At 68.5% G+C, this 12,397-nt stretch carries 13 protein-coding genes; 12 read left to right on the plus strand and 1 reads right to left on the minus strand.

Annotated features, from left to right (window positions below; translation table 11 throughout):
* The first annotated feature begins 48 nt into the window (after nt 1–48).
* From ACS5PK_RS20545 to ACS5PK_RS20580, 8 genes are all read left to right on the plus strand, one after another.
* On the plus strand, nt 49–1,320 hold the full coding sequence (locus ACS5PK_RS20545) for a Glu/Leu/Phe/Val family dehydrogenase (RefSeq protein ID WP_439442133.1): 1,272 nt from the start codon (nt 49–51) through the stop codon (nt 1,318–1,320).
* 123 nt (nt 1,321–1,443) lie between these two features.
* Entirely contained in the window at nt 1,444–1,650 is a 207-nt protein-coding gene (locus tag ACS5PK_RS20550) for a hypothetical protein (protein WP_439442134.1), read from the plus strand.
* A 24-nt stretch (nt 1,651–1,674) separates the two neighbouring features.
* On the plus strand, nt 1,675–2,439 hold the full coding sequence (locus ACS5PK_RS20555; protein ID WP_439442135.1) for a hypothetical protein: 765 nt from the start codon (nt 1,675–1,677) through the stop codon (nt 2,437–2,439).
* A gap of 51 nt (nt 2,440–2,490) precedes the next feature.
* Nucleotides 2,491–3,477 carry a KpsF/GutQ family sugar-phosphate isomerase gene (locus ACS5PK_RS20560; protein ID WP_439442136.1) on the plus strand — a complete coding sequence of 329 codons (987 nt, stop codon included), beginning with the start codon at nt 2,491–2,493 and terminating at the stop codon, nt 3,475–3,477.
* On the plus strand, nt 3,478–4,071 hold the full coding sequence (locus ACS5PK_RS20565; RefSeq protein WP_439442137.1) for a KdsC family phosphatase: 594 nt from the start codon (nt 3,478–3,480) through the stop codon (nt 4,069–4,071). It abuts the gene before it with no gap.
* Between the two features lie 31 nt (nt 4,072–4,102).
* Nucleotides 4,103–4,792: an LPS export ABC transporter periplasmic protein LptC gene (lptC, locus tag ACS5PK_RS20570; protein WP_439442138.1), complete on the plus strand. Its 690-nt coding sequence runs from the start codon at nt 4,103–4,105 to the stop codon at nt 4,790–4,792.
* A gap of 7 nt (nt 4,793–4,799) precedes the next feature.
* Nucleotides 4,800–5,579 carry an SDR family oxidoreductase gene (locus tag ACS5PK_RS20575; protein WP_439442139.1) on the plus strand — a complete coding sequence of 260 codons (780 nt, stop codon included), beginning with the start codon at nt 4,800–4,802 and terminating at the stop codon, nt 5,577–5,579.
* Between the two features lie 146 nt (nt 5,580–5,725).
* Complete coding sequence (locus ACS5PK_RS20580; RefSeq protein ID WP_439442140.1) at nt 5,726–8,047, plus strand: DUF5916 domain-containing protein; 2,322 nt, start codon at nt 5,726–5,728, stop codon at nt 8,045–8,047.
* 208 nt (nt 8,048–8,255) lie between these two features.
* Here ACS5PK_RS20580 and ACS5PK_RS20585 read toward each other — a convergent pair whose 3' ends face one another.
* Complete coding sequence (locus ACS5PK_RS20585) at nt 8,256–8,714, minus strand: RNA recognition motif domain-containing protein (protein WP_439442141.1); 459 nt, start codon at nt 8,712–8,714, stop codon at nt 8,256–8,258.
* Between the two features lie 273 nt (nt 8,715–8,987).
* Here ACS5PK_RS20585 and ACS5PK_RS20590 point away from each other — a divergent pair, with 273 nt between their 5' ends.
* From ACS5PK_RS20590 to ACS5PK_RS20605, 4 genes are read left to right on the plus strand one after another with little or no spacing between them, the layout of a single operon-like run.
* Nucleotides 8,988–9,932, plus strand: coding sequence for a hypothetical protein (locus tag ACS5PK_RS20590; RefSeq protein ID WP_439442142.1), 945 nt, complete (start codon nt 8,988–8,990; stop codon nt 9,930–9,932).
* The gene (locus tag ACS5PK_RS20595; protein ID WP_439442143.1) at nt 9,887–10,723 is read left to right on the plus strand and encodes a helical backbone metal receptor; all 837 of its coding nucleotides are present in this window, start codon (nt 9,887–9,889) and stop codon (nt 10,721–10,723) included. The genes ACS5PK_RS20590 and ACS5PK_RS20595 overlap by 46 nt, the downstream gene beginning before the upstream one ends.
* Complete coding sequence (locus ACS5PK_RS20600) at nt 10,702–11,343, plus strand: MarC family protein (RefSeq protein ID WP_439442144.1); 642 nt, start codon at nt 10,702–10,704, stop codon at nt 11,341–11,343. Before ACS5PK_RS20595 ends, ACS5PK_RS20600 begins: the two co-directional genes overlap by 22 nt.
* A 10-nt stretch (nt 11,344–11,353) precedes the next feature.
* Complete coding sequence (locus ACS5PK_RS20605; protein WP_439442145.1) at nt 11,354–12,388, plus strand: NAD(P)H-dependent flavin oxidoreductase; 1,035 nt, start codon at nt 11,354–11,356, stop codon at nt 12,386–12,388.
* The last annotated feature ends 9 nt before the right edge of the window (nt 12,389–12,397 follow it).

Genomic DNA, 12,397 nt, shown 5'->3' on the forward strand with positions numbered 1-12,397 from the left:
CTGGTTCGCGATACCGTTCGCGCCACGCTAAAGATTACGGAGCATTACATGCCCAACCTGTCCTTCGTTTCGCCCACGCGCAACAGCCCTTGGGGCACCTATCTGTCGCAGATCGACGCCGTCGAACCCTATCTGGGCCATCTGGCCCGCTGGGTCGAGACCCTGCGCCGCCCCAAGCGCGCCCTGATCGTCGACATCCCCATCGAGCTGGACAACGGCACCATCGCCCACTACGAGGGCTACCGCGTGCAGCACAGCCTGACCCGTGGTCCCGGCAAGGGCGGCGTGCGCTACCACCCGGATGTCACGCTGGAAGAAGTGATGGCCCTGTCGGCCTGGATGACGGTCAAGAACGCCGCGGTGAACCTGCCCTATGGCGGCGCCAAGGGCGGCATCCGCCTGGACCCCAAGACCCTGTCGCTGAAGGAACTGGAGAAGGTGACGCGCCGCTACACCAGCGAGATCGGCATCATCATCGGCCCGCAGCAGGACATCCCGGCGCCTGACGTGAACACCAACGGCCAGATCATGGCCTGGATGATGGACACGTACTCGATGAACGTTGGCGCCACCGCCACCGGCGTCGTGACCGGCAAGCCCATCCCCCTGGGTGGCTCGCTGGGCCGCGTGGCCGCCACCGGCCGCGGCGTGTTCGTGATCGGCCGTGAAGCCATGCGCCGCCTGAACGTGCCCATGGAAGGCGCCCGCATCGCCGTGCAGGGCTTCGGCAACGTGGGTTCCGTGGCCGCGAAGATGTTCGCCGCCAACGGCGCCAAGATCGTCGCCGTGCAGGACCACACCGGCACCATCCTGAACGAGAAGGGCATGGACATGACGGACCTGCTCGACCACGTGGCCAAGACCGGCGGCGTGGGCGGCTTCAAGGGCGCCGACAAGATCGACAACGAGAACTTCTGGGACGTCAAGACCGACGTGCTGATCCCCGCCGCCCTGGAAGGCCAGATCAGCGCCGAGCGCGCCCAGCGTCTCTCGACCCGCATCGTGCTGGAAGGCGCCAACGGCCCGACCACCCCGGACGGCGACGCCGTGCTGGCCGACCGCGGCATCATCGTGGTGCCGGACGTGATCGCCAATGCCGGCGGCGTGACCGTGTCCTACTTCGAGTGGGTGCAGGACTTCTCCAGCTTCTTCTGGACCGAGGACGAGATCAATGTCCGCCTGGACCAGATCATGATCGGCGCCTTCAAGGGCATCTGGGAGACCAGCGAGAAGCACAAGATCTCACTGCGCACCGCCGCCTTCACCGTGGCCTGCACCCGCGTGCTGCAGGCCCGCGAAGAGCGCGGCCTCTACCCCTGATGCATCCAGACAGGGCAGCCCCGCTGCCCTCGTTCAGGGCCCGCCCACACCCACCGTGGGGCGGGCCTTTTTCATGTCCGGCTCCGCAAGCCCTGTGGCATCATCCCGGGCATGAAAGCGCTGATGAGCCCCCTCGCCAAGGCCGTGCTGGCCGACCCGCAAGCCAAGGGTCAGCTGCGCCACTACCTGGCGCGCAAGTCCGCCATCGCTGCACAAGCGGCCCAGGAGGGCCCTGACAGCGAAGCCCCGCAGGCCACCGTCATCGAGCTCAAGTCCGATGGCGGCCGCACCCGCAAGCTCACCCCCGTCGTCGTTCCGCGGGCTGCCTGACCTCCGGCCCCCTCCGTCACGGGCATGAATTTCGCGCTGCCGACCCTGGCTGTCTTTGCCTTGCTGCTGCCCGGCTTCATCGCCCGCTCGCGCATCAAGCGCATCGAGCGGCAGTCGCTGGACTATTCCCCCTTCGGCCAGATCGTCAGCGAGGCCCTGCTCTGGGCGCTGGCCCTGCACCTGCTGTGGTGCGGCCTGGCTGTGCTGCTGACGACCTATCAACCGCGGCCCGAGGTCCTGCTGCGCCTGCTGGGCTCGGACAACGCCCGGCAGTCCCAGTCCGTGGAGGCCATTGCCGCCATGGCCGGCCCCATCACGGCCTACCTCGGCAGCCTGCTGCTCTTCGCCTACCTCATGCCCACGGCGCTGCGCCACCTGATCAGCCGCTGGCGCCTGGACAGCCACCGCTCCCGACTCAGCCCCTGGCTGCGCTTTTCCGGCGCGCCCTGGTACTACCTGCTGACCGGCGCGGACTTCCCGCGCGACCATGCGCCCGACCTCATCGCCGTCAGCGCCATCGTCAACATCGCCGGCGAGGCCTTTCTCTACACCGGCCTGCTGAGCGACTACTTCCTCGACACCGAAGGCAAGCTGGACCGCCTGGTGCTGCGCGAGGTGATGCGCCGCCCCCTGGCCGCAGACAAACCTGAACGCCCCGGCGAGAACGGCCGCCCGCTGCTCTTCACCGACCGCTTCTACGTTGTCGACGGCGACTATTTCGTGCTGCGCTACAGCGAGCTGATCACCCTCAACATCGAGTACATCAAGCTGGCCGAACAGCCCGCCTGAACACCCTCGCCCGCCCGCTGGCCGGCAGCCCCGGTTGTTACACTGCCGCCCATGAATGCCCCCCAGTCCTATGACGCGGCGCGCGCCATCGAGATGGCCCGCCAGGCCCTGCAGATCGAGGCCCAGGCCCTCACCGACATGCTGCCCCGCCTGGGCGAGAGCTTCGCCCGGTCTGTCCAGGCCATGCTGGCCTGCAAGGGTCGGGTGGTCGTGATGGGCATGGGCAAGAGCGGCCATGTGGGCCGCAAGATCGCCGCCACCCTGGCTTCCACCGGCACCCCCGCGATGTTCGTGCATCCCGGTGAAGCCAGCCATGGGGACCTGGGCATGGTGACCCCGCAGGACGTGGTGCTGGCCCTCTCCAATTCCGGCGAGAGCGATGAGCTCAACGCCGTGCTGCCCGTGCTCAAGCGCCTGGGCGTCTGCATCATCGCGATGACAGGCCGGGCCGAGTCCAGCCTGGCACGCCATGCCAGCCTGGTACTGGACAGCCAGGTGGCCGTCGAAGCCTGCCCCCTGAACCTGGCGCCCACCGCCTCCACCACGGCCCAGATGGCCCTGGGCGACGCCCTGGCCGTGGCCCTGCTCGATGCCCGCGGCTTCCGCCCCGAAGACTTCGCCCGCTCGCACCCCGGCGGCGCCCTGGGCCGCAAGCTGCTGACCCATGTGCGTGACCTGATGCGCAGCGGCGACGCCCTGCCCCGGGTCGAGCCCGACACCCCCTTCACCGACATGATGCGCGCCATGTCCGACAAGGGCATGGGCCTGGCCATCGTGGTCGACGAGGCCGAGATCGTTCAGGGCGTCTTCACCGACGGCGACCTGCGCCGCCTGATCGAGCGCGGCGTGGACTTGCGCAGCCTGCGCGCGGGCGAGGTCATGTCGCTGAAGCCCAAGAGCGTGCGTGCCGACGACCTCGCCGTGGACGCCGCCGACCTGATGGAAGCCGCCCGCATCACGGTGGTGCTGGTCACCGAGGAAGAGCGCCTGATCGGCGCCGTGCACATCAACGACCTGATGAGCGCCAAGGTAATCTGAATGCGCGCCATCACCACCCCTGCATTGAGCTTCCCGCCGGAACTGCTGCTGAAGGCGCAAGGCGACGGCCTGGGCCTGAAAGCCGCCATCTTCGACGTGGATGGCGTGCTCACCGATGGCCGCATCTACATCGGCGAGGGCGGCGAGAGCTTCAAGGCCTTCTCCACCCTGGACGGCCACGGCCTCAAGCTGCTGGACCAGGGCGGCATCACGCCCCTCATCATCACCGGCCGGGATTCGCCCGCCGTGCGCCGCCGCGTCGCCGACCTGGGCCTGAAGCATGCCGTCTACGGCGCCCGAGACAAGCTGGCCGTTGCCGAACCGCTGCTGGCCCAGATGGGCCTGGATTGGAGCCAGGTGGCCGCCATGGGCGACGACTGGCCCGACCTGCCTCTCATGTGCCGCGCCGCCTTTGCCTGCGCGCCTGCACAGGCCCATCCCGAGGTCCTGGCCATTGCCCATCATGTGACCCGCGCCCCTGGCGGCCATGGCGCTGCCCGCGAATGCTGCGACCTGCTGCTGATGGCCTGCGGCCGCTACGCCGACCTGCTGCACGGCCACCTGAGCACGCTGGATGGAGGCCTCCCGGCATGAGCTGCGCCGCCCGCAGGCCGGAGGCTGGCCCATGACCGCCACGACCGGCACCCCGCTGGCACCACCGCCCGCCCCCGCAGGCCGGCGCGAGGCGCCCCCGTTGCTGTGGCGGCTGCAGAACCTGGTGGGCACCTACCTGCCTCTGCTGATCCTGGCCCTGTTGGCCGCTTTCAGCTGGTGGCTGGTCAAGAGCACCCCCCTGCCCGACGACGACAGCGCCCAGCGGGTGCTGCGCCATGAGCCCGATTACCAGATGCAAGGCTTCGAGCTGCAGCGTTTCCAAGCCGACGGCCTGCTGACCCTTCAACTGCGCGGCCGTGAGATGCGCCACTACCCGGATACCGACACCCTGGAGATCGACGGCATCGAGCTGCGCGCCCAGGGCAAGGATGGCACGCTCACCGTCGCCGAGGCCCGCCAGGCCATCAGCAATGCCGATGCCAGCGAAATCCGCCTGCAGGGCGACGTGCTGGTGCGCCGTTTTTCCCAGGCACAGGCCCAGGCTCAACCCGACAAGCAGCCCGCCCAGCTCGAGATCAGCGGCGAATTCCTGCAGGTCAACCCACCGCGCGAGCAGATGCGCTCCCACCTGCCGGTGACCCTGCGTACCGGCCTGGGCAGTTTCAGCGTGCAGTCCTTCGAGTACGACAACCTCAGCGGGGAACTGCAGTTCCATGGCCGCAGCACGGCCAGCTACCAGCCCCGGCGCAAACGCCCGTGAGCCCCCCATGAGCCAAGCTCCCCTCGTCTACATCACCGGCGCCTCCAGCGGACTGGGCCAGGCCATGGCCCTTGAGTTCTACCAGCAGGGCTGGCGCCTGGCACTGGTAGCTCGCCGCACCGAGGAACTGGCGCGCTGGTCGCAGGACCAGGGCCTGGAGGCTTCGCGCTTGCGCATCTATGGTGCAGACGTGAGCCAGGTCGACTCCATCGTCGAGGCCGGGCGCCGCTGCATCGCCGAGCAGGGCCTGCCGGACGTGGTCATCGCCAATGCCGGGATCTCGGTGGGCATGGACACAGCCATCTACGAGGACCTGGCCGTGATGCAGCGCGTCTACGCCACCAACAACATCGGCGCGGCGGCCACCTTCCATCCCTTCATCGCGCCCATGAACCAGCGCGGCAGCGGCAGCCTGGTGGGCATTGCCAGCGTGGCCGGCATCCGCGGCTTGCCGGGCCATGCCGCCTACTGCTCCAGCAAGGCAGCCGTCATCAGCTACTGCGAAAGCCTGCGGGGCGAATGCCGCCCCTTTGGCGTGCGCGTCACCACCATCGTGCCGGGCTATATCGACACCCCGCTGACCCGTCGCAATCGCTATCACATGCCATTCCTGATGTCTGCTGGAAGCTTTGCCAGAGCGGCCTACCGCAGCATCCAGGCCGGCGATCGATTCCGCGTCATCCCTTGGCAGATGGGCATGGTGGCAAGGCTTCTGCGCCTGATACCCAATGCCTTGTACGACCGCCTGCTGGCGGGACGTCCGCGTAAACACCGAGAAGGCGAGTAAGCCCGGCGCCACAAGCATCCCCAGCCCGTGCCGGCCTTTGCAGGCAGCCCAGGCTGCGCCTCCTACACTTCGCGCGCCCGAATGGAATCCCGCCGGGCACGGGAGCCTCGCGTCCAACAACTACGCGCGCGAGTCAAGGAGGAGCCATGAACAGAACCCGCCATGCGGTCGCGACGGCGTGCCTTGCCCTGCTGGGCATGCAGCAGGCCCGCGCAGACCTCACCGACATGCCCTGGCCCAAGGCCTTGCGCGTGGACCAGGCCCATGCGCAGATCGATGGGCGCCTGGATGAGGCCATCTGGGCAAAGGCGCCCATTCATGACAGCTTCATCCAGCTCCAGCCGCAGGACAAGAAGCCCGCGCGCTGGCGCACCACGGTTCAGATGATCGCCGACAAGGACGCCCTGATCATCGGCATCCGCTGCTACGACGACCATCCCGAGCAGATCCGCGCCCCCCTGGTGCGACGGGATCAGGTCAAACGGGACCAGGACTATGTCGTCGTCTTCCTGGATCCCATGGGCCAGCGCCGCACGGCGCAGTTCGTGCGCGTGGGAGCCAATGGCGTGGTGGCGGACGGCAGCATCGCCGCTGTGGACGACGTGGAGGACTTTGCTCCCGACTTCGACGTGCAGGCTGCCGCCCAGCGCCTCCCGGACGGCTACAGCATCGAGCTGCGCTGGCCCCTGTCGACCCTGCGCTACCCCTACCAGGGGGGAGCCGATTGGCGGCTGATGGTGGGGCGCAGCGTGCCCCGCGACGAGAACGTCTTCCTCGTCTCGGCGCCGCTGACCCAGGACTCCTTGCACAACATCGCCGAGTTGCAGCCCATCGCGGGCCTGGGCGATCTGGTGCAGACCGTGCGCGAGCGCAGCTTTGTCGAACTGCGCCCCGAGCTGACCTTGCGCCGGCACGAGGAGAGAAGCGCCAGCATGCCCCTGACCCGTCAGAACGACGCCAACCTGGGTCTGGAACTCAAATGGCGCCCACGCGCCGACTGGGTGGTGGACGCGACACTGAATCCCGACTTCTCCCAGGTCGAGCTGGACGTCCCCCAGCTGACCGGTAACACGCGCTTTGCGCTGCAGCTCACAGAGAAGCGCCCCTTCTTCCTGGAGAGCCAGGACGTGACAGGCAAGGGCCAGCCAGACGACAGCGGGCAGGCGCGTGGCCTGGCCGCCTTCTACTCGCGAGCCATCACCGACCCCAACTGGGGCCTGCGCGCCACCTGGCGGGGCGCCGAGGCCGAAGGCACCTTTCTCAGCCTGCGCGACAAGGGCGGCGGCAAGATCTTCCGCTCCAATGCCTACGAGACCCTGGAGCGGCTGCCCCAGCACCTGAGTTCCCAAGCCAGCTTCGCCCGCCTGCATCGCCAGTTCGATCGATGGGGTGCGGCGGGCCTTGTCTCCGTCCGCGACTACGGACTGGGCCGGCACAACTGGGTGCTGGGCAGCGACTTCCACGCCAATCTCAGCGAGCAGTCCAGCATGCGCGGCCATGTGCTGTTGTCCAGCACCACCCTGGGCTTCGACGCCGAGGACCTGCCCCTGCGCCAGTCCGCGCAGAGCGGCAGCTATGTTTGGGTCGAAGGCCGGCATCGCAGCGAGGACTGGGCCAACGCCATCCATCTGGAGCGACTGAGTCCGCGCTTTGCCAATGACAACGGCTTCGTCAACCAGACCGGGATCCAGCGCATCACCGCCCAGATCAACCGCCGCATGGGCAGCCAGACCCTGAGTCTGCCCGGCACGGCCCTAAGCTGGCCCGCCTACGAGTTCGAGTGGCAGCTCAAGCTGGCCCAGACCAGCACGCTGGCGGATCCCGAGTTCGGCATCCCGTCCGGCCAGGTCCTGGAGCGCCGTGTGCAGCCCGGCGTCTGGTTCACCTCGGCGCGCAAGTTCGAGTTCTGGGCTCATGTGGGGCTGGATGCGCAGCGGGCCTCGGCAACAGGCGCCCTGCACCAGCCTCGCACGGTCAACCTGGGCTTCATCCTCAATCCCTCGCCCTGGTTCAGCCTCTTCAGCATCGACTACGAGTTCGGTCGACGACTTGACGTGGAGGCGGACCGCCTTGGGCGCGGCCAGACCCTGGCCATCGATGCGAATTTCCGCTTCAACCTGCCTGCACAGATGGCGCTGGAATGGAACCAGCACCTGGGGTGGTCTGACGTACGTGGCCCCCGGCACCAGCGCTCGCTGCAGGAGTGGCTGGGGCAGTCGCTGGCCGTGCTGCATTTCAGCGCCCAGGACTCCCTGCGCCTGATCCTGCAGCAGCGCGGCCTCAGCCGCATGCCCGACGGCGCGCTCGAGGCAGACCGGCGGCATGGGCTCACGCAGTCCCTGGTCTACCAGCGTCGCCAGGGGCTCAGCAGCGCCTTCAGCCTGGGCTACACCCACACGCGTCGCCAGCCCGGTGAAGGGACGCAAAAGGAATGGTTCGCCAAGTACAGCACCGTGTTCGGGCGCTGAGGCAGTGCCGCGAGGTGCGCTCCGCCGCAGGGCGCGTCGCATCCCGTGACCCGCCGGAGCATGAAGCCTTGCCGATGCAGTTCTCGAAAGACCCCCACCAGGCCCGCTCCTGAGCCTCATCTGGCAAAGGCAGGGCCATAAAAAAAGCACCCTCGACGAGGGTGCTTTTTCTTGCCAGGACTGAACAGGTTCAGCCCGGCCGGGGTGCTCAGTAGCCGCCGGAACGACCACCGCCGTAGCCGCCGCCACCGGAACGGCCACCGCCGCCGTAGCCGCCACCACCACCGTAGCCGCCGCCGCCGCCGGAACGGCCACCGCCGTAACCGCCGCCGCCGCCGCCACCGAAGCCGCCGCCGCCAGAGCGACCGCCGCCGAAGCCACCACGGCTACCGCCGCCGCCGAAGCCGCCCGGGCGCTCTTCACGGGGACGGGCTTCGTTCACGACCACAGCACGGCCTTCCAGCGCAGCACCGTTCATGCCATTGATGGCGGCTTGCGCTTCGGCGTCCGAACCCATCTCCACAAAACCGAAGCCCTTGGAGCGACCGGTTTCACGATCCATCATGACCTTTGCAGAGGTCACCGTACCAAATTGCGAGAACGCCTCGTGCAGCGATTCGTCGCGGACGCTATAGGCCAGATTGCCTACGTAAAGCTTGTTTCCCATGGGGAAGCCCTTTCAATACCAAATAACCATGTGGAGCTTCAACCCATCGTGAACCATTCAACCGAAGGCGCTGCATCCAGACACAGGTTGCCGATTATGGGCGGAGCTTTTCCGGCGGAGCAAAGCACCCTCTGTGGACTGTTGTTTTTAGGCGCCGCAAGAAAACCAGTACAAACCCTTGTTTGGGCGCATTTCGGCACGGATCGGCGCGCCTGCCTAGGGTAATCGAGCAATTCCCATGGCAAGGCGAGGCCCCGGTCCAGCATCGCTAAGATGCAGCGGACTTCGATCCCCACCGTGCATTCCAGCCTCAGCCCCCACACCCTCGCGCGCCTCCTGTCCAGCCTGGACGCGGCCCGCAATGGCGCCGCCTTTCGCGCCCTGTTGGCCTCCTTCTGCCTGGCCGGCCTGATGCTGGGGGCCGCAGAAGCCGACCTCGCCAGGGACCAGACCTGGCGCGGCGCCCTTTGGGGTTGCAGCGCCCTGATCATGGTCTTCCTGGGGGTCAATGCCACGGGTCTGCTGCTGATGGACCAGGCCCGCGGGCGCCCCGTCCGGGACCTGCGTGACGCCGCCTATGACAGTCTTCGTATTGCTCCACGCGTACTCTTGTGCTTGGTCGCCATGGTGGCCGCCGCCGGGATGCTGGCGGCGCTGATGCTGGGACTGTTGAGCCTCTCGCGGATACCGCAGCTGGGCCCTCTGCTGCTCAGCGCACTGGTGCCCGTGGGCGTGGGGCTGTTCGGCGGCATGCTCCTGACGCTGATGGTGATGGTCGGCCCCCTCACCGGGCCGTCGATCTGGGCTGGCCTGCCGCCGGCACGGGCCTTGCGCAAGCTGGCCGGCCTGCTGCGCTGGCGGCTGCTGGACACGGCGGTGCTGATGGTGGGCGTTCTGGGCATCTCGGGCTTGGTCAGCGCCTGTGTGAGCGTGGTCGTCATCGGCGGCGGCCAGACCATGGCCCTGCTCGTTCCCTGGGCGGCCGGCATCGAGCTGCCCTCGCAGCAATTGATGGCCGGGCTGTTCGGACGCGGCCTGCGCAGCCTGGGGGCGGCAGGCACGCCCATCAATACCAGTGCGGCAGGCTTGGCCGTGCAGACGGGCGGCGGCGTGGTCTTCGCCCTGGCCCTGGTGCTGCCGGCCCTCTTCTACCTGCGCGGCTGCTGCGCCGTGTGGCTGGCGCTGACCGAGCCTCCCGTCGAGGAAGCCCAGCTGTGACGAACGCCGAGGCACCCCGCATCGCCTCCCTGGTGCCCTCGATCACCGAGCTGCTGATGGCGCTGGGCCTGGGACCCTTCCTGGTCGCACGTACCGGCTTCTGCATCCACCCTGCCCATGAGGTAGCCGCCATTCCCAAGGTCGGCGGCACCAAGGACGTGAACCTCGACAAGCTGCGCCGCCTGGCACCCAGCCATGTGATCGTTAACATGGACGAGAACCGTGTCGAGACCGCCGACGCCCTGCGCACCTTCGTGCCCGAGCTCATCGTCACCCATCCCCGGGGGCCGCAGGACAACGCGGCCCTGATTGACCAGTTGCTGGCACACTTCGGCCACCTGCCCGGCGTGGCGGCCCGCGCCCAGGCCCTGCAGGAGGCCTTGGCGCAGGCGCTGCAGGCGGTGCGAGGCAAGACCTGGCCCCCGCGGCGCGTGCTGTACCTGATCTGGAAGGATCCCTGGATGGCCGTGGCCCGTGACACCTACATCGCCCGCATGCTGGCCGAGGTGGGCTGGCTCAGCTGGCCCGAGGCCTTCGGCGGCGAGACCGGCGCCGCCCGCTATCCCGTAGTCCGCGGCGACGAAGCCTGGCTGCAGGACATCGACGAGGTCCTGCTCAGCTCGGAGCCCTATAGCTTCAACAACAGCCACCTGGCCGCCGCCCAGGCCCTGTGTCCGCAGGCCCGGGTGCGCCTGGTCGACGGCGAGCTGATCAGCTGGTACGGCCCGCGTGCCGCTGCCGGCCTTCACTACCTGATGGAGACGCGTGGATGGACATCGTCAAGCCCCTGATCGCCCTGCTGGCCATCGTCAATCCCATCGGCGTGGTGCCCTTCTTCATCCACTTCGCCCAGGACCTCAGCCCCGAGCAGCGCCGGCACACGGTGCGCGTCAGTTCCGTCACGGCCTTCCTGGTGATCTCCATCAGTGCGCTGGCCGGACTGAAGGTGCTGGACTTCTTCAACATCTCGCTGGCCAGCTTCCAGGTGGGCGGCGGCGTGCTGCTGCTGATCAGCGCGCTGCAGATGCTCAATGCCCGCCCCGCGGAGAGCCGGCCCGAGGACCTCAGCGAAGGCCGGGCCAAGCTCAGCAGCGGCGCCAGCATCGCCGTCGTGCCGCTGACCATCCCCTTGCTGACCGGCCCCGCCACCATCTCCACCATGGTGATCTATGCCGACAAGACCCGGCACTGGTGGGAGCTGGGCGTGCTGGTCGGCTATGGCGTCGTGGTGGGCCTGGCAACCTACCTCGTGTTTTCAGCGTCCGGCCGCATCGCCCGCGTGCTGGGCCAGACCGGCATCAACATCATGACCCGGCTGATGGGCCTGATCCTGGCTGCGCTGGCTGTCGAGCTGCTGCAGGACGGCCTGATCAAGCTCTTCCCGGTGCTGGCCTCGCACCTGTCCAACTGAGGGTGGCGCCATGAAGAGCTTTCTGCAGAAGCTGGGCATTCCCACGCCGGTACTGATGGCCCCCATGGCCGGCGAGGCCGCCTGCGCGGCCCTGGTAGCGGCCGTCAGCGAGGCGGGCGGCCTGGGCCAGTTGGGCGCGGCCTACCTCAGCCCGGCACGCATCCGGGCGGTGGTGGCCGACATCCGCGCCCGCACGTCCAGGCCCTTCGGCATCAACCTCTTCTGCCCGCAGCCCTGGAGCATCGACACAGCCCGGGTCGAGGCCTATCGCCAGCGCCTGGCCCCGCATGCCCTGGCACTGGGCCTGCCCGTGCCGGAAGTGCCCGCAGCCTGCGAGGAGGACTTCGAGGCCCAACTGGCCGTCGTGCGGGAGCTGGCGCCCGCGGTGGTGAGCTTTGCCTTCGGTGACCCGGGCCCCGCCCTCGTCCAGGCCCTGCGCAACGAAGGCCGGGTCGTGCTGGGCACAGCCACGCAGCTCAGCGAGGCCTTGCAGCTGCAGGAGAGCGGTGTGCATGCCGTCGTCGCCCAGGGCTATGAGGCCGGGGGGCATCGCGGCGGCTTCCATGGCCGACGCGAGGGTGCGCTGATCGGCACGATGGCGCTGGTCCCGCAACTGGTGGACGCGCTTTATGTGCCCGTGATCGCAGCCGGCGGCATTGCCGATGCCCGCGGCATGGCGGCCGCACGGGCGCTGGGTGCCACCGCCGCAGCGGTGGGCACGGCCTTCCTGCTGGCCGAGGAATGTCCGCTCACGCCCGCCTACCGCGAGGCGCTGCTGAAGGCCCGCGATGCCGACTCCACACTCACTCGCGCCTTCTCGGGCCGCGAGGCCCGCGGCCTGGCCAACGACTTCACCCGCGAGATGGCCGACGCACCGCTGCCGGACTTCCCCATCCCGAACGCACTGACCCGCCCCCTGCGCCAGGCCGCTGCAACCCAGGGCCAGGCCGAGCGCCTGAGTCTCTGGGCCGGTCAGGCCCTGCCACTGGCCCGCCCCAAGCCCGCGGCCCAACTGGTCCGTGAACTGGCCGCCGGCTGGACTTGAATCGCAGAA

Source organism: Roseateles sp. DB2 (assembly GCF_051857535.1).
Classification (GTDB): Bacteria; Pseudomonadota; Gammaproteobacteria; order Burkholderiales; family Burkholderiaceae_C; genus Roseateles_B.

Coding starts and splice junctions, on each gene's coding strand:
- ACS5PK_RS20590 (WP_439442142.1), top strand. CDS start 8,988: ATGCAGCGGACTTCGATCCCCACCGTGCATTCCAGCCTCAGCCCCCAC.
- ACS5PK_RS20605 (WP_439442145.1), top strand. CDS start 11,354: ATGAAGAGCTTTCTGCAGAAGCTGGGCATTCCCACGCCGGTACTGATG.
- ACS5PK_RS20580 (WP_439442140.1), top strand. CDS start 5,726: ATGAACAGAACCCGCCATGCGGTCGCGACGGCGTGCCTTGCCCTGCTG.
- ACS5PK_RS20565 (WP_439442137.1), top strand. CDS start 3,478: ATGCGCGCCATCACCACCCCTGCATTGAGCTTCCCGCCGGAACTGCTG.
- lptC (WP_439442138.1), top strand. CDS start 4,103: ATGACCGCCACGACCGGCACCCCGCTGGCACCACCGCCCGCCCCCGCA.
- ACS5PK_RS20545 (WP_439442133.1), top strand. CDS start 49: ATGCCCAACCTGTCCTTCGTTTCGCCCACGCGCAACAGCCCTTGGGGC.
- ACS5PK_RS20600 (WP_439442144.1), top strand. CDS start 10,702: ATGGACATCGTCAAGCCCCTGATCGCCCTGCTGGCCATCGTCAATCCC.
- ACS5PK_RS20560 (WP_439442136.1), top strand. CDS start 2,491: ATGAATGCCCCCCAGTCCTATGACGCGGCGCGCGCCATCGAGATGGCC.
- ACS5PK_RS20555 (WP_439442135.1), top strand. CDS start 1,675: ATGAATTTCGCGCTGCCGACCCTGGCTGTCTTTGCCTTGCTGCTGCCC.
- ACS5PK_RS20585 (WP_439442141.1), bottom strand. CDS start 8,714: ATGGGAAACAAGCTTTACGTAGGCAATCTGGCCTATAGCGTCCGCGAC.
- ACS5PK_RS20575 (WP_439442139.1), top strand. CDS start 4,800: ATGAGCCAAGCTCCCCTCGTCTACATCACCGGCGCCTCCAGCGGACTG.
- ACS5PK_RS20550 (WP_439442134.1), top strand. CDS start 1,444: ATGAGCCCCCTCGCCAAGGCCGTGCTGGCCGACCCGCAAGCCAAGGGT.